This is a genomic window from Streptomyces sp. CA-288835 (genome assembly GCF_050936385.1).
Classification (GTDB): domain Bacteria; phylum Actinomycetota; class Actinomycetes; order Streptomycetales; family Streptomycetaceae; genus Streptomyces.
Window position 1 is genome coordinate 7,807,910 of the sequence record NZ_JBNJMW010000001.1, and the last position, 18,115, is coordinate 7,826,024.

Below are 18,115 nucleotides of genomic sequence, written 5' to 3' on the forward strand. Positions count from 1 at the left end.
GGCATGACGGACCGTAAGGCGCAAATCGCCAGAAATCTCACGCACGTTGAGGAACGCATCACGGCGGCATGTGTGGCTGCGGGCCGCAAGCGCGAAGAGGTGACCCTCATCGTGGTCACCAAGACCTATCCCGCGAGCGATGTGCGGATCCTGTCGGAACTCGGTGTGCGTCACGTCGCCGAGAACCGGGACCAGGACGCGGCACCCAAGGCCGCCGAGTGCTCAGATCTTCCTCTCACCTGGCACTTTGTCGGTCAGTTGCAGACCAACAAGGTGCGTTCCGTGGTCGGTTATGCGGGAATTGTGCAGTCGGTCGACCGGGCCAGGCTCGTCACGGCTCTGTCGAAGGAAGCCGTACGTACCGGACGCGAGGTGGGCTGTCTCATCCAGGTCGCGCTCGACGCGGACGAGAGCGGGCGGGGGGCCCGCGGGGGCGTCGGGCCCGACGGAGTCGAGGAGTTGGGCGAACTTGTGGCGGGGGCTCCGGGGTTGCGACTTGACGGACTGATGACCGTCGCTCCGCTCACCGGACCGTACGCGGGGCGTGAACAGGCGGCGTTCGAGCGGTTGATGGATTTGTCGACTGACCTGCGCAGGGCTCATCCGGCTGCGAACATGGTCTCGGCAGGGATGAGTTCGGACCTCGAACAGGCCGTGGCGGCCGGAGCGACACATGTACGCGTCGGCACCGCGGTACTCGGAGTCCGTCCCGGGCTCGGGTAACGTCGCCAAGAAGTCGGACCACAGCAGAAAATATGGTCATTACCGCCGAAAGCGGGCATAACGACCTCGTGGATCGCGGGCGCTTGGCAATAGTCAGCCGATCCACCACAGAGCGGAGGACTCAGAGCAATGGCCGGCGCGATGCGCAAGATGGCGGTCTACCTCGGCCTCGTGGAGGACGATGGGTACGACGGCAGGGGCTTCGACCCCGACGATGACTTCGAGCCCGAGCTTGATCCGGAGCCCGAGCGCGACCGCCGGCGGCACGAGCCGCCGCATCAGTCGCACCAGTCGCATCAGTCCCAACGGGACGAATCCGTACGAGTCGTGCAGCCTCCGGTTCAGCGTGATCCCGTGTCACATTCCGCTTCGCTATCGGCGGAATCCGGACGTCCGGCGCGAATCGCCCCCGTGGCATCCATCACACAAGAACGTCAGAGCCTGGAGAAGAACGCACCGGTGATCATGCCCAAGGTCGTGTCGGAACGAGAGCCGTACCGGATCACCACACTGCACCCTCGGACCTACAACGAGGCCCGTACCATCGGGGAACACTTCCGTGAAGGCACCCCGGTGATCATGAACTTGACCGAGATGGATGACACCGATGCCAAGCGACTTGTCGACTTCGCCGCCGGTTTGGTGTTTGGTCTTCATGGGAGTATCGAGAGGGTGACGCAGAAGGTGTTCCTGTTGTCGCCTGCTAACGTCGATGTCACGGCGGAGGACAAGGCTCGCATCGCAGAGGGCGGGTTCTTCAACCAGAGCTGATACGTAGGACCGGACAGAGCACGGAAACAGGGGAGAGGGAAGCGCGGATCATGAGCGTGGTCTTGGATGTTGTCTACATCGCGCTGATGTGTTTCCTCATCGTGCTGATCTTCCGGCTTGTCATGGACTACGTCTTCCAGTTCGCCCGCTCATGGCAACCCGGCAAGCCGATGGTGGTCATTCTCGAGGCCACCTACACTGTCACGGATCCACCGCTCAAGCTTCTGCGGCGGTTCATCCCGCCGCTGCGTCTCGGGGGCGTGGCGCTCGACCTGTCCTTCTTCGTACTGATGATCATCGTCTACATCCTGATCTCCATTGTGATCCGGCTGTGAACGATACGGTCTTGCCGAACGCCGACGATGCCGACGACTACGTTGAGGTGAAGAGATGCCGTTGACCCCCGAGGACGTGCGGAACAAGCAGTTCACGACCGTCCGCCTCCGAGAAGGCTATGACGAGGACGAGGTCGATGCCTTCCTCGATGAGGTCGAAGCCGAACTGACCCGCCTGCTCCGCGAGAACGAGGACCTGCGCGCCAAGCTGGCCGCTGCCACGCGTGCCGCCGCGCAGAACCAGCAGCAGGGCATGCGCAAGCCGCCTGAACCCCAGGATCAGGGGCAACAGGGGCCGCCGCAGGGTATGCGCGGTGGTCCGGAGGGCATGCGAGGCGGTCCGGGTGGTCCCGTACCCGCCGGCATATCGGGCCCGCCGCAGCAGCAGATGGGTGGCCCCATGGGTGGTCCGCCCGCGCTGCCGAGCGGTGCACCGCAGCTGCCCGCCGGCCCCGGCGGACAGGGCGGTCAGCAGGGGCCCGGTGGCCCCGGCCAGATGGGCCAGGGTCCGATGGGTCAGGGTCAGATGGGCCAGGGTCAGATGGGCCAGGGTCAGATGGGCCAGGGGCCCGGCCCGATGCAGGGGCAGTTGCCGCAGCAGATGGGTGGCCCGATGGGCGGTCCCATGGGTGGCCCGATGGGCGGTCCTCCGCAGCAGATGGGCGGCCAGGGCGGTCCCGGTGGCGACAGCGCGGCCCGCGTGCTCTCGCTTGCTCAGCAGACCGCCGACCAGGCGATCGCCGAGGCGCGTTCCGAGGCCAACAAGATCGTCGGTGAGGCGCGCAGCCGTGCCGAGGGTCTGGAGCGGGACGCTCGTGCCAAGGCGGACGCCCTGGAGCGGGACGCGCAGGAGAAGCACCGCGTAGCGATGGGCTCCCTGGAGTCCGCTCGCGCCACGCTGGAGCGCAAGGTCGAGGACCTGCGCGGCTTCGAGCGCGAGTACCGTACGCGGCTCAAGTCCTACCTCGAGTCCCAGCTGCGTCAGCTGGAGACCCAGGCGGACGACTCGCTGGCTCCGCCGCGTCAGCCCGCGACCGCCTCGCTGCCGTCGTCGTCGCCCTCCATGGCGCCGGCCGGTGCGAGCGCGCCGTCCTACGGCGGCAACCAGTCGATGGGCGGTGGCCCGGCCCCCGCTGCTCCGTCTTACGGCGGCCAGCAGCAGATGTCCCCGGCCATGACCCAGCCGATGGCGCCGGTACGCCCGCAGGGCCCGTCGCCGATGGGCCAGGCTCCCTCGCCGATGCGTGGGTTCCTGATCGACGAGGACGACAACTGACGGCCTCTTATACGCCTTAGGCGTCGGCAGCGTTCAGGGCGAGGCCCCCGGATTTCCGGGGGCCTCGCCCTTTGTCTCGCCCTTTTGTGCTGACCTGGCGAGCGTCTGTGCGTGGGCACGCAACGCCGAAGGCCCGGGCCCGCCAAAGAAGTTCGGCGGGCCCGGGCCTTCGCGCGTGCTGTGCCTGCTTACTCCTTGCGGAGGCGGAACGTCAGCTGCAGCGACTCGTCCGTGAACGGGGCGCCGTAACTGTCGTCCGCGTCGCCTTGGGCGAAGTCCGTGGCGAGGACCTCGTCCGAGATGAGGCCGGAGTGCTCGGACAGGGCCGCGGTGACCTTCGGGTCCGTGGAGGTCCAGCGCAGGGCGATGCGGTCGGCCACGTCGAGGCCGCTGTTCTTGCGGGCCTCCTGGATCAGTCGGATCGCGTCACGGGCCAGGCCCGCCTGGCGCAGCTCCTCGGTGATCTCCAGATCGAGGGCGACCGTCGCGCCGGAGTCCGAGGCGACGGACCAGCCCTCGCGCGGGGTCTCCGTGATGATGACCTCGTCCGGAGCGAGCGTCACGGTCTCGCCGTCGACCTCGACCGAGGCCGTGCCCTCGCGCAGGGCCAGGGACAGAGCGGCCGCGTCCGCGTTGGCGACGGCCTTGGCCACGTCCTGGACGCGCTTGCCGAACCGCTTGCCCAGCGCACGGAAGTTGGCCTTCGCGGTCGTGTCGACCAGCGAACCGCCCACCTCGCTCAGCGACGCCAGCGAGGAGACGTTCAGCTCCTCCGTGATCTGCGCGTGCAGCTCGGAGTCGAGCGCCTCGAACCCGCTCGCCGCCACCAGCGCACGCGACAGCGGCTGACGCGTCTTCACACCCGACTCCGCGCGCGTGGCACGGCCCAGCTCCACAAGACGGCGTACGAGCACCATCTGCTTCGATAGCTCCGGGTCGATGACGGACAGATCCGCCTCCGGCCAGGACGACAGGTGTACGGACTCGGGGGCGCCCGGCGTCACCGGCACCACCAGGTCCTGCCAGACCCGCTCGGTGATGAACGGCGTCAGCGGGGCCATCAGGCGCGTGACCGTCTCGACGACCTCGTGCAGGGTGCGCAGCGCCGCCTTGTCGCCCTGCCAGAAGCGGCGACGGGAGCGGCGTACATACCAGTTGGAGAGGTCGTCGACGAACGCCGACAGGAGCTTTCCGGCGCGCTGGGTGTCGTACGCCTCCAGGGATTGGGTCACCTGGTCGGTGAGCGCGTGGAGTTCGGACAGGAGCCAGCGGTCCAGGACCGGGCGGTCGGCCGGGGCCGGGTCCGCCGCACTGGGCGCCCAGTTCGACGTGCGGGCGTACAGGGCCTGGAAGGCGACCGTGTTCCAGTACGTCAGGAGCGTCTTGCGGACGACCTCCTGGATGGTGTTGTGGCCGACGCGGCGGGCCGCCCAGGGGGAGCCGCCGGCCGCCATGAACCAGCGGACCGCGTCCGCTCCGTGCTCGTCCATCAGCGGGATCGGCGGGAGCAGGTTGCCCAGGTGCTTGGACATCTTGCGGCCGTCCTCGGCGAGGATGTGGCCCAGACAGACGACGTTCTCGTACGAAGACTTGTCGAAGACGAGCGTGCCGACGGCCATCAGCGTGTAGAACCAGCCGCGGGTCTGGTCGATGGCCTCGCAGATGAACTGCGCAGGGTAGCGCTGCTCGAAGAGCTCCTTGTTCTTGTACGGATAGCCCCACTGCGCGAACGGCATCGAACCCGAGTCGTACCAGGCGTCGATGACCTCCGGCACGCGCGTGGCTGTCTGTCCGCAGCCGTCCTGGGGGCAGGCGAAGGTGACCTCGTCGATGAACGGGCGGTGCGGGTCGAGGCTCGACTGGTCCGTGCCGGTCAGCTCGGTCAGCTCCGCCCGGGAGCCCACGCAGGTGAGGTGGTCCTCCGCGCAGCGCCAGACGGGCAGCGGGGTGCCCCAGTAGCGGTTGCGGGACAGGGCCCAGTCGATGTTGTTGTTCAGCCAGTCGCCGTAGCGGCCGTGCTTGACCGTCTCCGGGAACCAGTTGGTCTTCTCGTTCTCCTGGAGGAGGCGGTCCTTGACGGCCGTGGTGCGGATGTACCAGGACGGCTGCGCGTAGTAGAGGAGCGCGGTGTGGCAGCGCCAGCAGTGCGGGTAGCTGTGCTCGTACGGGGTGTGCTTGAAGAGCAGACCGCGCTGCTGGAGGTCCTCGGTGAGCTTTTCGTCGGCCTTCTTGAAGAAGACGCCGCCTACGAGCGGGACGTCCTCTTCGAAGGTGCCGTCGGGGCGCACCGGGTTGACCACCGGCAGGCCGTAAGCGCGGCAGACCCTGAGGTCGTCCTCACCGAAGGCGGGGGACTGGTGGACCAGACCCGTACCGTCCTCGGTCGTGACGTACTCGGCGTTGACGACGTAGTGCGTGCCGCCCTCGGTCTCCGGGAACTCCACGAGCTCGAACGGTCGTTGATAGCACCAGCGCTCCATCTCGGCGCCCGTGAAGCTCTGGCCGGTGGTCTCCCAGCCCTCGCCCAGGGCCTTGGCGACGAGCGGCTCGGCGACGACGAGCTTCTCCTCGCCGTTCGTGGCGACGACGTAGGTGACCTCGGCGTGGGCGGCGACCGCGGTGTTGGACACCAGGGTCCACGGGGTGGTCGTCCACACCAGGAGCGCGGCCTCGCCCGCGAGCGGACCGGAGGTGAGCGGGAAACGGACATACACCGAGGGGTCGACGACCGTCTCGTAGCCCTGCGCCAGCTCGTGGTCCGACAGGCCCGTGCCGCAGCGCGGACACCAGGGGGCGACGCGGTGGTCCTGGACCAGCAGGCCCTTGTTGAAGATCTCCTTGAGCGACCACCAGACCGACTCGACGTACTCCGGGTCCATCGTGCGGTACGGGTCGCTGAGGTCGGTCCAGTACCCCATGCGGGTCGTGAGCTCTTCGAAGGCGTCGGTGTGGCGGGTCACGGACTCGCGGCACTTGGCGTTGAACTCGGCGATGCCGTACGCCTCGATGTCCTTCTTGCCGTTGAAGCCGAGCTCCTTCTCCACCGCCAGCTCCACGGGCAGGCCGTGGCAGTCCCAGCCGGCCTTGCGCGCCACGTGGTAGCCGCGCATGGTGCGGAAGCGGGGGAAGACGTCCTTGAAGACACGGGCCTCGATGTGGTGGGTGCCCGGCATGCCGTTGGCTGTGGGCGGGCCCTCGTAGAACACCCACTCCGGGCGCCCCTCGGACTGCTCCAGGCTCTTGGCGAAGATCTTCTGCTCACGCCAGAAGTCGAGCACGGCGTGCTCGAGGGCGGGCAGGTCGACCTGGGCGGGCACCTGGCGGTACATCGGCGTTGTCATCAGCGAGCTTCCTCCGGCGGACTTGCTGCCTTCCGTCCGGAGGGACGAGAGCCGTGTCTTTCCGTACGCCGGTTTCGGCGCGCTCCCGCGGTACCACCCTCCTTGGCCCGCCGACACCGTGTGTGCGTCGGTGAGCCCCCTCATTGGGGTCGCGATGCCGGGTCTACTGGCCGCCGCCTACGGCTGCGGTGTTCTTCCGGCGGCTCCGGGGTGATCTTCACGTCGCGCTCGCCCCCGGGCTCGCACCGTCCCCGGGTCGCTCATGGCTGCGTACGTCGCTACTCGTCCCCATCCACGCTTTTCGCTCCGCCCAGTGTACGGCGCCGGACAGACAGCGGCCGACCGGTTTTCCGGGACCCGTGGGCAGGGGCTCACAGGGAGTGCGGGAGGCGCACGGACTGACCCGAATGGCCAGGGGCCGTGGTTCGCGTCCCGGTACAGGGGACTCGGCGGATTACCTGGCGGGGAGCTGGGCACAACGCTTGCAGGCTCGCCACGTGGCACCTGAGAGGCGGGTGAATCGGGCAGCGTGCCCCGTTGCCGCGGGCCAGAAGTCGATTTATCGTCCCAGCACGATTCGCGAACAAGATCACAATTTGTGAAGGGGCCGCGGCCATGGTGGCGAAGAAGACGGCCGTACCGCAGTCGGCGTCCAGGAGAACCACGGGGGCGGCGGGCGGTGCCGGAGCGGCGGCCAAGGATGTGAACGGCAAGAAGAGCACGCGGGGGCGCTCCGCTGCGGGGGCGGGTGTCGGCTCTCGTGCCGGCGGTGTTGCCGGTGGCGGGAAGCCGGAGGGTACGAAAACGGCTGCCGCGAGCAAGAAGACGGCCGCTACGAAGACGGCTGGTTCGGGAGCCGGCGCTTCGAAGAGGACGGCTGCCAGGAAGAGCACCACGACCGCTACAGAGCTGGCCGGTACGAAGACGGCCGCCAGGCAGACGGCGGCTACGAAGTCGGCCGGTGAGAAAACGGCCACCAAGAAGGAGGTGGCTTCGAAGGCGGTCGCCAAGAAGGGGGCTGCCAGGAAAGGGGTCACTAAGAAGGCCGCCATCGAAGAGGCAGTCACCAAGAAGGCAGCCTCAAGGGAAGGCGCTTCCGAGAAGGCACCGGCCAGGAAGGCGGCGGCCGAGAAGGCGGCGGTGAAGACCGCCGTGAAGGAGGCCACCGGCGTGGCCGCCCAGGCTGCGGCAGGGAAGGCCGGCGGTAAGGAGGTCCCTGGGAAGGGGACCGGCGGTAAGGAGGTCTCCGGGAAGGGGCCCGGCGGTAAGAAGCGCAGTGTCACGCGCACACGTACGGCCAAGAAAGCGGTCGCCTCCGCGGCCGAGGGTGCGGCCGAGGCCGCGAAGACGACGGGAGCCACGACGGTGGTTGCGAAGAAGACTCCTGGTACGGCCACGGCGGCGGGCAAGACCACCGCGGTTCCCAAGGCGCGGCTCGCCGCGGCGGAGCCCGGCGAGCTCGCCGTACGCCCTGGTGAGGACCCCTGGACCCCGGAAGAGGTCGCGGAGGCACGTGCGGAGCTGCTCTCGGAGGTGGTGCGACTGCGCGCCGAGATCATCAACTCCGAGGAGTCCCTGGCGGGCCTGATGCGCGACTCCGGGGACGGGGCCGGCGACGATCAGGCGGACACCGGCACCAAGAACATCACGCGCGAGCACGAGATGGCGCTCGCGGCCAACGCCCGGGAGATGCTGGAGCAGACCGAGCGCGCCCTCGAGCGCCTGGACGCGGGCACGTACGGCTTGTGCGAGAACTGCGGCAATGCCATCGGCAAGGCCCGTATGCAGGCCTTCCCGCGCGCCACTCTGTGCGTCGAGTGCAAGCAGAAGACGGAGCGCCGTTCCTGAGCGGCCCGGTGCGCCGAAGTGGCACATGGGTGCCTGGAGGCGTGCCGTACTCTCGTCCTCAGTCAGGCACCTAGGTTGAGGGACACACGTGGCAGAGGCGGAGCGCATCATCGGTACGCCGGATATCCCGGAGGCGGCTGGGGCCGAGCCGGAGCACACCGACAAGAGCGCGGCGTCGGGCGAGCGGTCCGACTCCCCGGGGACGCGGGAGCCGTCGGGACCGGACGAGGCATCGGGATCCGACTCCGACTCCGGTTCCGAGGAGAAGGCGGCGCAGGCCGAGCGGCCCAGGGCCAAGCGCCGGATCGCCGTGCTGTTCTCGGTCGCCGCCCTGGCGTACGCCCTGGACCTGATCAGCAAGATCATCGTGGTCGCGAAGCTGGAGCACCATGAGCCGATCGAGATCATCGGGGACTGGCTGAGGTTCGAGGCGATCCGCAACGCGGGCGCGGCCTTCGGCTTCGGGGAGGCCTTCACCGTGATCTTCACGGTGATCGCGACGGCCGTGATCGTGGTGATCGCCCGCCTCGCGCGCAAGCTCTACAGCCTGCCCTGGGCGATCGCGCTCGGCATGCTGCTCGGCGGGGCGCTCGGCAACCTCACCGACCGGATCTTCCGCTCGCCCGGCGTCTTCGAGGGAGCGGTCGTCGACTTCATCGCCCCCAAGGGCTTCGCCGTCTTCAATCTCGCCGACTCGGCGATCGTCTGCGGCGGCATCCTGATCGTGCTGCTGTCGTTCCGCGGCCTCGACCCGGACGGCACGGTCCACAAGAACTGAGCCCGCCCCGCCCTCAGGGCCGGCCCGTGCTCCCTCGCGGGCGGTGCTGTCAGTCTCGTCCGGCATACTCGACGGGTGAGCACAGTTCCCGAGATCCGTACCCTGCCCGTGCCCGACGGCCTGGAGGGCGAGCGCGTCGACGCCGCCATATCACGCATGTTCGGCTTCTCCCGTACGAAGGCGGCCGAGCTGGCCGCGGCAGGCAAGGTGCTGGTCGACGGCACTGCGGTCGGCAAATCCGAGCGCGTGCAGGGCGGTGCGTGGCTGGAGGTCGAGATGCCGCAGGCGCCCGCGCCCGTGCAGATCGTCGCCGAGCCCGTCGAGGGCATGGAGATCGTGCACGACGACGATGACGTGGTGGTGATCGTCAAGCCCGTCGGGGTCGCCGCGCACCCGAGCCCCGGCTGGTCGGGTCCCACGGTGATCGGCGGGCTCGCGGCTGCCGGGTACCGCATCTCGACCTCGGGCGCCGCCGAGCGCCAGGGCATCGTGCACCGCCTGGACGTGGGTACGTCGGGCCTGATGGTGGTGGCCAAGTCGGAGTACGCGTACACGTCGCTCAAGCGCCAGTTCAAGGAGCGCACGGTCGACAAGCGCTACCACGCGCTGGTGCAGGGTCACCCGGACCCGACCAGCGGCACCATCGACGCACCCATCGGACGGCACCCGAACCACGACTACAAGTGGGCGGTCACGGCCGAGGGCAAGCCCTCCGTGACGCATTACGACCTGATCGAGGCGTTCCGCGCCGCCTCCTTGCTCGACATCAAGCTGGAGACCGGGCGCACGCATCAGATCCGCGTCCACATGGCGGCCCACCGGCATCCGTGCGTGGGCGACCTGACGTACGGCGCGGACCCGACCCTCGCCAAGCGGCTCGGGCTGACCCGGCAGTGGCTGCACGCCGTGCGGCTCGGTTTCGAGCACCCCGGGGACGGGCAATGGGCCGAGTTCGCCTGCGACTACCCCGCGGACCTGCAGCAGGCGCTGGACCAGGTGCGGGAGGAGACCTACGCATGAGCGCGTCGTACGCGGTGCGGGTGGCCGAGGACCCCGCAGACCGCGAGGCCTGCTTCGCGGTGCGCAAGGAGGTCTTCGTCGGCGAGCAGCAGGTCCCTGAGGACCTGGAGTACGACGCGTACGACGCCGACGCCGTGCATGTCCTGGCCGTCCGCGAGGACGGGGTGCCGATCGGCGCGGGACGCCTGCTGTACGGCGAGGCGGCGGCCGCCAAGAACGGTGGTGACCCGGGTGTCGGCTCCCTGGGGCGGCTCGCCGTGCTGAAGTCCGCGCGCGGGCTCGGTGTCGGCATTGCGCTCGTCCGGGGCATCGAGGACGCGGCACGCGCGCGTGGGCTGACGGCGGTCGATCTGCACGCGCAGACGCATGCGCTGGGGTTCTATGAGCGGCTGGGGTATGAGGCGTACGGCCCGGAATATCTTGAGGCGGGGATTCCGCATCAGGCGATGAGGCGCTCTCTGTAGCTGCCGCCGTGGCTGCCTGAGTCTTCGTAGGATCGATCTCATGGCACGCAATGTGGTGATCAGCGGTGGCGGTACGGGGATCGGGCTCGCGGCGGCCCGGGCCTTCGCGGCGGACGGGGATCAGGTGCTGCTGCTCGGGCGGCGGGCCGAGGTGCTGGAGAAGGCGGACGTGCCCAGGGCGCTCACGTACGCCGCTGATCTCACCGAGGTCGAAGGGGTGCGCGGGGTCGAGCGCTTCGTGGCCGCCGAGTTGGGCACCGTCGACGTACTCGTCCACAGCGCGGGCGGTGCCGGGCATCTGGAGCCGAAGGTCGGCAGCGATGATCCGCTGGTGATCGCCGCGTACAACTGGACGCTCAACTTCCGGCTCAACACGCTGACGGCGGCGCTGCTCACCGAGGCGCTGCGGGACCGGCTCGCGTCGCCCGGCGGGCGCGTGCTGTTCCTCAGCTCGATCGCCGCCTACCGCGGTTCCGGCAGCGGGCCGTACGCCGCGTCCAAGGCCGCGCTGCACCCGTACGCCTTCGATCTGGCCCGGCAGTTGGGGCCGCGCGGCGTCACCGTGAACGTGGTGGCGCCCGGCTATGTCGAGGACACCGGGTTCTTCGGCGAGACCATGGATGACGCGCGGCGCGAGCGGTTGATCGCCGAGACGTCGACGGGTCGTGCCGGAACGCCCGGTGACGTCGCCGCGACGCTGCACTGGCTGGCCTCACCGGCCGCCGCGCATATCACCGCGCAGATCATCCAGGTCAACGGCGGGGCGGAACGCGGTCATTAGCCTCCGGCGGAGCGCCCTGTCAGGGGGCGACAACGAACCCGACCGCCGGAGGCAGGCCCCTAAGGGCCCCTAAGGGGCGCGTTCCGTTCGCGGCGGAGCGTGGAAGCGGCCCCGGTTCGTGCGCGGTAGCGAGCCGTCCGGCAGGGGGGAGCCCGGAGGGAGGATCGCGTCGGCTGTGTTGACGCGGGGGAGTGCGTAGGGGTGGTGTTCGGTGAGCCAGCGGAGGAGCTGTTCGCGGACCGTGACGCGGACCGTCCACAGGTCGTCGGGGTCCTTGGCGGTCACCAGGGCGCGCAGCTCCATGGTGGTGGGAGTCGAGTCGGTGACGGTCAGGTCGTAGTGGCGGCCGTCCCAGGCCGGGCACTCGCGCAGGATGTCGCGGAGTCGCTCGCGCATCGCCTCCAGCGGCGCGCTGTGGTCGACGTGCAGGAAGACCGTGCCGGTCATCTGGACGCCGCCGCGGGACCAGTTCTCGAAGGGCTTGGACGTGAAGTACGAGACCGGCATGGTGATCCGGCGCTCGTCCCAGGTGCGTACGGTCAGGAAGGTCAGCGTGATCTCGTCGACCGTGCCCCATTCGCCGTCCACCACCACGACGTCGCCGAGCCGCACCATGTCGCCGAAGGCGATCTGCAGCCCGGCGAAGAGATTGCTGAGCGTGGACTGCGCGGCGACACCGGCGACGATGCCGAGGATGCCGGCCGAGGCGAGCAGTGAGGCCCCGGCCGCCCGCATCGCGGGGAAGGTGAACAGCATCGCGGCGATCGCCACCACGCCGACGATCGCCGTGACCACGCGCATGATCAGTGACACCTGGGTGCGCACGCGGCGAACCCGGGCCGGGTCGCGATTGGTCGAGGCGTAACGGACGTACGACGTCTCGACGATCGCCGCCGCGATACGTACTACCAGCCAGGCAGCGGACCCGATGAGCACCAGCGTCAGGATCCGGCCGATCGCGGCGGACTGGGACGGGAAGATCCGCGCCTGGTCGTACGAGCCTCTCAGGAAGGCCGTGAGCAGCACGACCTGGAAGGGGATGCGGGCGCGGCGCAGCAGGCCCCACAGCGGGGTTTCGCTGTGCGCTTCGTCGATGCGTCGCATCGTCCGGTCCACGGCCCAGCCGATCACCAGGGTGAGGACGACGGAGCCGCCGACGACGATCAGCGGGCGCAGTACGTTCTCCATGCCCTCGACGGTAACCGGCTCCGGCCCGCCATGAACATGTAGTCCCAGCCCCGGTTCCGGTTTCGGCCCCAGCTCCGGTCCGGCGCCGTTGTCAGTGCCGGCTGGCACGATGGCCTCATGGACATCATGCTCTTCCACTCGACCTATGGGCTGCGGCCCGCGGTGCGCGACGCGGCGGACCGGCTGCGCGCGGCGGGCCACGAGGTGTGGACGCCCGACCTCTTCGAGGGGCGGACCTTCGAGACCGTCGAAGAGGGAAGGGCCTTCAAGGATGAGATAGGCGTGGACGAGCTGCTCAAGCGCGCGATCCTGGCCGCCGCGCCCTACTCGGAGCGCGGTCTCGTCTACGCCGGGTTCTCCCTCGGCGCCGCGATCGCCCAGACGCTGGCGCTCGGCGACGAGAAGGCGAGAGGGCTCCTGCTGCTGCACGGCACCTCGGACATCGCCGAGAACGCGTCGGTGGACGAGCTGCCGGTCCAGCTGCACGTGGCCGAGCCGGACGCTTTCGAGCCCGACGACTGGCTGACCGCCTGGTATCTCCGGATGGGCAGGGCGGGCGCCGACGTGGAGGTTCACAGATACGCGGGGGCCGGTCACCTCTACACGGATCCCGGCCTGCCGGACTACGACAAGGAGGCGGCCGAGTCCACCTGGCGGGTGGCGCTCGGCTTCCTCGACAGCCTCTGATCGACGGGAAGGGAGGGGCAGAAGAAGGGGTCAGTTCACCGGTGCGTGCACCCGCTCGACTTTCTGCGTGCCGCTGCGCGTGCGGTACGAACGGGCCCAGGACGCCGTGGCGTTGGCGCGCGTGCGGTCGGAGAGGACGTAGTAGTCCATCTGTGCGCGCTCGGCGGTGAGGTCGAGTACGCCGTAGCCGTGCCGGTCGGTGTCGACCCAGTGGACATGCCGGTTGGCGGCGCGGATCACCGGTGCGGCCACGGCCGAGATGGTGCCTTCGGGGACCTTGACCAGGTCGTCCAGGTTGTCGGAGGTGACGGAGGTGACGACGAACTCGGTGGCGGCGGAGGGGGACAGGGGGTACGTACCGGCGTTGACCGGCACGTCGTTGGCCCAGGCCATGTGGATGTCGCCGGTGAGGAAGACGGTGTTGCGGATGGCGTTGTTCCGAAGATGCGCGAGCAGTTCGCGGCGGTCGTCGGTGTAGCCGTCCCACTGGTCGGTGTTGAGGGCGAGGCCCTCCTGCGGCAGGCCCAGCAGCTTGGCGAGGGGTTTCAGGATCTCGGCGGAGAGCGAGCCGATCGCGAACGGCGCGATCATCACCGAGTTGCCGACCAGTCGCCAGGTGGTGTCGGATGCCCTCAACCCGGCCTTGAGCCAGTCGAGTTGGGCCCTACCCGTGAGCGTACGGTTCGGGTCGTCCACTCCGCCGTTGCCGACCGTGACCTGCTGCGAACGGAAGGACCGCAGGTCGAGCAGCGAGAGATCGGCCAGCTTGCCGAAGCGCAGCCGGCGATAGGTCGTGCCCTCGACCGCCGGGCGGACCGGCATCCACTCGAAGTAGGCCTGCTTGGCGGCCGCTTGGCGGGCCGCATAGGTGCCCTCCGCGCCCTCGGTGTGGTTCTCGGCGCCGCCCGACCACGCGTCGTTGGCGAGCTCGTGGTCGTCCCAGATGGCGATGACGGGGGCTGCTTGATGCAGTGACTGAAGATCGGGGTCGGTTTTGTAACGGCCGTGCCGTGTGCGGTAGTCGGCGAGAGTGAGGATCTCGTGGGCGGGCGCGTGCGGGCGTACGACGGTGCCGCGCGTCCCGTACTCGCCTGTGCCGTACTCGTAGATGTAGTCGCCCAGATGCAGCCAGGCGTCCAGGTCGCCGCGCGCGGCCAGGTGCCGGTATGCCGAGAAGTGGCCGGCCTCCCAGTTGGCGCAGGACACCACGCCGAAGCGCATGCCGGGCACGGCCGCGTCGGTGGCGGGGGCGGTGCGGGTGCGGGCGGCCGGGGAGTCGGTGGCGCCACTGGAGAAGCGGAACCAGTAGTCCGTGGCGGGCTTCAGGCCGCGTATGTCCGCCTTGACGGTGTGGTCTGCGGCGGCGGACGCGGTGGTGGAGCCCTTGACGACGACGTTCATGAACGCCTTGTCCAGGGCGACGGTCCAGCTCACTTCGACGTCAGGGCCGAGCCCGGAGCCGGGCACGGCCTCCGGGGTGGGCGTCACCCGGGTCCACAGCAGGACGCCGTCGGGCAGCGGGTCACCGGAGGCGACACCGTGCAGGAAGGCAGGGGCCTCGGCGGCGGCCCGGGCGGGTATCGCGGCGGCGAGAGGGCCCGCGAGCGCGGCGGTCGCCGCTGCCGCCTTGACGACCGTACGGCGGCGCGGGGCGGGTGAGTTGAGGGATTTGGGAGAATTGGGGTCTGTGTGGGATCTGATGCGACTGGTCACAGGCGCTCAGATTACTGATCAGTACATGGCGAGAGCGGGCGAACTCGGAAAGTTCGCCCGCTCTTTGACACGGATTCGCTCAAGCCTTGAGCGTTCTCCGCCGGCTCAGGCCCTGGGCGCTCTCTGCCGGCTCAGGCCGCCAGTGCCTTGTCGATCGCCGCCTGGAAGTCGGCGGGGGTCATCGGCGCGTTCTTGCCGTCGGAGCCGGTGAGCTTCTTACCGTCCATCTCCAGCGTCGGCGTGCCCTGGACACCGCTGTCGTCGAACTTCTTCGACATGAGCAGCGCCCACTTGTCGTAGGTGCCGTTCTCCACCGCCGTCTGGAACTTCTTGTTGTTCTTGAGGGCGTCGACGGTGTTGGCCACCTCGATCAGGTACGAGTCGTCCTTGAACTTGTCCTGGCTCTCCTCGGGGTGGTACTTCGCCGAGTAGAGCGCGCCCTTGTACTGCAGGAAGGCGTCCGTGCTCACGTTCAGGGCGGCGCCCATCGCGCTGAGCGCGTTCTTGGAGCCCTCGCCCTGGGTGGCGTTGTCGATAAACGTGGCGCCGATGAACTGGACCTTGTACGTCCCGTCCTCGAGGCCCTTGTCGACCGTCGGGCCGACCGCCTGCTCGAACTGGGCACAGACCGGGCAGCGCGGATCCTCGTACATCTCGAGGGTCTTCTTGGCGCTGCTCTTGCCGATGACGACGGTCGTGCCGTTCTTGCCGCTGGTGTGGGCCGGCTTGACGAGCTTGGCGTCCTGCGCGGCCTCCCAGTGGCCGGGCTTGTTGCCCTGGACGACGGCGTAGCTGATGCCGCCGGCCGCCGCGAGAACACCGACGACGGAGCAGGCGACGATGACCTGCCGCTTGATCTTGGCGCGCTTGGCCTGGCGCTCGCGTTCGGCGCGCAGCCGCTCACGGGCCGCCGTCTTCGCCGACTGGCTGTTCCTCTTGCTCATGATCGTTTTCTCCGTGTGAAGGCATGGGGATGTGGACTGCTGTGCTCAGCTGCGGTTCACGCCACGAGGGCGAGAACAAGCGAGCACGGCGGTCCACGCCGTCCCAGGGAGTGCACGAAGAAGTGGCTGCGGGGCGCGATCGGGCGGCGCACGGGGCGCGGGAGCCGGGGTACGCGTGCGGGCCGCACGGTCACCGTGGCGACGGCGAGCAGCAGCGGCCGGAAGGTGGACGCGACGGCCGCGCACAGGAGTTGGGCCAGGGCCCGCTCGCCGCGCCGTAGCCAGGCGGCCGCGAGGAGGCCGACGCCGACATGTGCGGCGAGCAGCAGCCAGGCGGCGGCCGGATCGGCGTGGGCGAGAAGCGCGGCGGCGCCGTCGCCTTCCCGCGTCACCCGTGCCAGCGGAGTGCCGACCTCGCCGGAGCACAGGAAGTCGAGGCCGACCGACCGCAGCGGTCCCGCCACCGGGCCGCCCGCCTTGCCGTAACAGGCGTGCTGGCCCGCTGTGAACAGCGTGTCGGCGGCCAGCTCCAACGGGATGAGCAGGGCCGCGATCCGCCCGAAGCCGCGCTCGTGGCCTGCCAGCGCGTACGCGATGACGAAGACGGCGGCCGTGAGCGCGGCCACGGTGGCCAGCGGCAGCGGAGCCCGGGACAGCAGCACGTGTGACGCGACGGACAGTGTCACGACGAGTGCCGTGAACAGTGCCGCGCGTACGGCTCTCAGCTGGGTCCCGGATATGTCCATAGCAGTGGAGAGTGTGGCACGTACTCCCGTAAGGAAGCTCTAAAAACTCCCTGTGTGTGAGCGGGCGGTCACCGGTCTACAGCCCCGGAATCCGTCCGTTGCGGAACAGGTCCACGAAGATCTGGTGGTCGGCACGCGCGCGTGCGCCGTACGCGTGGGCGAAGTCCACCAGGAGATCCCCGAAGCCGGACTCGTCCGCCGCGATCGCCGCGTCGATGGCCCGCTCCGTGGAGAACGGCACCAGCTCGGAGTGGCCGCTCTCGTCGTCCGCCGCCGCGTGCATGGTGGCCGTGGCCCGCCCCAGGTCGGCGACGACCGCCGCGATCTCCTCCGGGTCGTCGATATCGCCCCAGTCCAGGTCCACCGCGTACGGCGACACCTCGGCGACCAGCTGGCCCGAGCCGTCCAGCTCGGTCCAGCCCAGCCACGGGTCCGCGTGCGCCTGGAGGGCGCGCTGCGAGATCACCGTGCGGTGGCCCTCGTGCTGGAAGTACTCGCGGATCGCCGGGTCCGTGATGTGCCGGGAGACGGCCGGGGTCTGGGCCTGCTTGATGTAGATCACCACATCGTTCTCCAGGGCGTCCGTGGCGCCCTCCAGAAGGATGTTGTACGAGGGGAGACCGGCCGAGCCGATGCCGATGCCGCGCCGGCCCACGACGTCCTTCACGCGATACGAGTCCGGGCGGGACAGGGAGGCCTCCGGCAGCGTCTCCAGATAGCCGTCGAACGCCGCGAGCACCTTGTAGCGCGTGGCCGCGTCCAGCTCGATGGAGCCGCCGCCGGCCGCGAAACGGCGCTCGAAGTCGCGGATCTCCGTCATCGACTCGAGCAGCCCGAAACGGGTCAGCGAGCGGGCGTCCCGCAGCGCGTCCAGGAGCGGTCCCTGGGCGGTGTCCAGCGTGAAGGGCGGCACCTCGTCGCTCTTGGCGCCCGTCGCGAGGGCGTGGATCCGGTCGCGGTACGAGGCCGCGTAGATCCGTACCAGCTCGGTGATCTGCTCGTCGCTGAGCGCCTTCGCGTATCCGATCAGCGCCACGGAGGCGGCGAGGCGCTTGAGGTCCCAGGTGAAGGGGCCGACGTACGCCTCGTCGAAGTCGTTGACGTTGAAGATCAGGCGGCCCTGGGCGTCCATGTACGTGCCGAAGTTCTCGGCGTGCAGGTCGCCGTGGATCCACACGCGCGAGGTCCGCTCATCGAGGTACGGTCCGCCCCGCTTCTCCTGCTCCAGGTCGTAATAGAAGAGGCACGCCGTGCCGCGGTAGAACGCGAACGCCGAGGCCGCCATTTTCCGGAACTTCACGCGGAACGCGGCCGGGTCGGCGGCCAGCAACTCGCCGAAGGCGGTGTCGAAGACGGCGAGGATCTGTTCGCCGCGTTGCTCGGCGCTGAGCTGCGGATCCGACATCGCGGGGTGCCTCCAGGTGCAGGGTGACGCATGACAAGTGGGACGGAAATCGCCCGTCCTCTTCCAACGGACGAAGGTACGCGGGAGTGCCCGTT

16 protein-coding genes are annotated in these 18,115 nt (G+C 69.2%); 10 read left to right on the plus strand and 6 right to left on the minus strand.

The annotated features are described in order from the left end of the window. The first annotated feature begins 3 nt into the window (after nucleotides 1-3). From ACQEVY_RS35215 to ACQEVY_RS35230, 4 genes are all read left to right on the plus strand, one after another. A complete protein-coding gene (locus ACQEVY_RS35215; protein WP_432953432.1) occupies nucleotides 4-723 on the plus strand; it encodes a YggS family pyridoxal phosphate-dependent enzyme in 720 nt (239 codons plus the stop codon). 129 nt (nucleotides 724-852) lie between these two features. Next, on the plus strand, nucleotides 853-1,494 hold the full coding sequence (locus ACQEVY_RS35220) for a cell division protein SepF (protein WP_386345910.1): 642 nt from the start codon (nucleotides 853-855) through the stop codon (nucleotides 1,492-1,494). A gap of 50 nt (nucleotides 1,495-1,544) precedes the next feature. Further along, nucleotides 1,545-1,829 carry a YggT family protein gene (locus ACQEVY_RS35225; RefSeq protein WP_328772282.1) on the plus strand — a complete coding sequence of 95 codons (285 nt, stop codon included), beginning with the start codon at nucleotides 1,545-1,547 and terminating at the stop codon, nucleotides 1,827-1,829. A gap of 55 nt (nucleotides 1,830-1,884) precedes the next feature. Further along, the gene (locus ACQEVY_RS35230) at nucleotides 1,885-3,105 is read left to right on the plus strand and encodes a DivIVA domain-containing protein (protein WP_432953434.1); all 1,221 of its coding nucleotides are present in this window, start codon (nucleotides 1,885-1,887) and stop codon (nucleotides 3,103-3,105) included. 188 nt (nucleotides 3,106-3,293) lie between these two features. On the opposite strand, the gene ileS is transcribed toward ACQEVY_RS35230, so the two are convergent. Then, the gene (gene ileS / locus ACQEVY_RS35235; RefSeq protein WP_432953436.1) at nucleotides 3,294-6,446 is read right to left on the minus strand and encodes an isoleucine--tRNA ligase; all 3,153 of its coding nucleotides are present in this window, start codon (nucleotides 6,444-6,446) and stop codon (nucleotides 3,294-3,296) included. 615 nt (nucleotides 6,447-7,061) lie between these two features. Between ileS and ACQEVY_RS35240 the strand changes: the two genes are divergently transcribed. The 5 genes from ACQEVY_RS35240 to ACQEVY_RS35260 all read left to right on the plus strand — a co-directional run bounded on the left by ACQEVY_RS35240 (nucleotide 7,062) and on the right by ACQEVY_RS35260 (nucleotide 11,337). Then, nucleotides 7,062-8,294, plus strand: a complete 1,233-nt coding sequence (locus ACQEVY_RS35240; protein ID WP_432953438.1) for a TraR/DksA C4-type zinc finger protein — start codon at nucleotides 7,062-7,064, stop codon at nucleotides 8,292-8,294. Between the two features lie 88 nt (nucleotides 8,295-8,382). Beyond that, nucleotides 8,383-9,072, plus strand: a complete 690-nt coding sequence (gene lspA, locus ACQEVY_RS35245) for a signal peptidase II (protein WP_432953441.1) — start codon at nucleotides 8,383-8,385, stop codon at nucleotides 9,070-9,072. A 75-nt stretch (nucleotides 9,073-9,147) separates the two neighbouring features. Further along, nucleotides 9,148-10,092, plus strand: a complete 945-nt coding sequence (locus ACQEVY_RS35250; protein ID WP_328772287.1) for an RluA family pseudouridine synthase — start codon at nucleotides 9,148-9,150, stop codon at nucleotides 10,090-10,092. Next, nucleotides 10,089-10,556 (plus strand): GNAT family N-acetyltransferase, encoded by a 468-nt coding sequence (locus tag ACQEVY_RS35255; RefSeq protein ID WP_432953443.1) that lies wholly within the window; start codon nucleotides 10,089-10,091, stop codon nucleotides 10,554-10,556. Before ACQEVY_RS35250 ends, ACQEVY_RS35255 begins: the two co-directional genes overlap by 4 nt. Nucleotides 10,557-10,596: 40 nt before the next feature. Then, nucleotides 10,597-11,337 carry an SDR family NAD(P)-dependent oxidoreductase gene (locus ACQEVY_RS35260; RefSeq protein WP_432953444.1) on the plus strand — a complete coding sequence of 247 codons (741 nt, stop codon included), beginning with the start codon at nucleotides 10,597-10,599 and terminating at the stop codon, nucleotides 11,335-11,337. A 69-nt stretch (nucleotides 11,338-11,406) separates the two neighbouring features. Here ACQEVY_RS35260 and ACQEVY_RS35265 read toward each other — a convergent pair whose 3' ends face one another. After that, nucleotides 11,407-12,525: a mechanosensitive ion channel family protein gene (locus tag ACQEVY_RS35265; protein WP_432953445.1), complete on the minus strand. Its 1,119-nt coding sequence runs from the start codon at nucleotides 12,523-12,525 to the stop codon at nucleotides 11,407-11,409. Between the two features lie 117 nt (nucleotides 12,526-12,642). Between ACQEVY_RS35265 and ACQEVY_RS35270 the strand changes: the two genes are divergently transcribed. Further along, nucleotides 12,643-13,212, plus strand: coding sequence for a dienelactone hydrolase family protein (locus ACQEVY_RS35270; RefSeq protein WP_432953447.1), 570 nt, complete (start codon nucleotides 12,643-12,645; stop codon nucleotides 13,210-13,212). 30 nt (nucleotides 13,213-13,242) lie between these two features. On the opposite strand, the gene ACQEVY_RS35275 is transcribed toward ACQEVY_RS35270, so the two are convergent. From ACQEVY_RS35275 to ACQEVY_RS35290, 4 genes are all read right to left on the minus strand, one after another. After that, nucleotides 13,243-14,925: an alkaline phosphatase D family protein gene (locus ACQEVY_RS35275; RefSeq protein WP_432953449.1), complete on the minus strand. Its 1,683-nt coding sequence runs from the start codon at nucleotides 14,923-14,925 to the stop codon at nucleotides 13,243-13,245. A gap of 131 nt (nucleotides 14,926-15,056) precedes the next feature. Next, nucleotides 15,057-15,869 (minus strand): thioredoxin domain-containing protein, encoded by an 813-nt coding sequence (locus tag ACQEVY_RS35280; RefSeq protein WP_432953451.1) that lies wholly within the window; start codon nucleotides 15,867-15,869, stop codon nucleotides 15,057-15,059. Nucleotides 15,870-15,925: 56 nt separating this feature from the next. Further along, complete coding sequence (locus ACQEVY_RS35285) at nucleotides 15,926-16,615, minus strand: hypothetical protein (RefSeq protein ID WP_432953453.1); 690 nt, start codon at nucleotides 16,613-16,615, stop codon at nucleotides 15,926-15,928. Between the two features lie 76 nt (nucleotides 16,616-16,691). After that, the gene (locus ACQEVY_RS35290) at nucleotides 16,692-18,020 is read right to left on the minus strand and encodes a DUF2252 domain-containing protein (RefSeq protein ID WP_432953455.1); all 1,329 of its coding nucleotides are present in this window, start codon (nucleotides 18,018-18,020) and stop codon (nucleotides 16,692-16,694) included. Nucleotides 18,021-18,115: the final 95 nt, after the last annotated feature.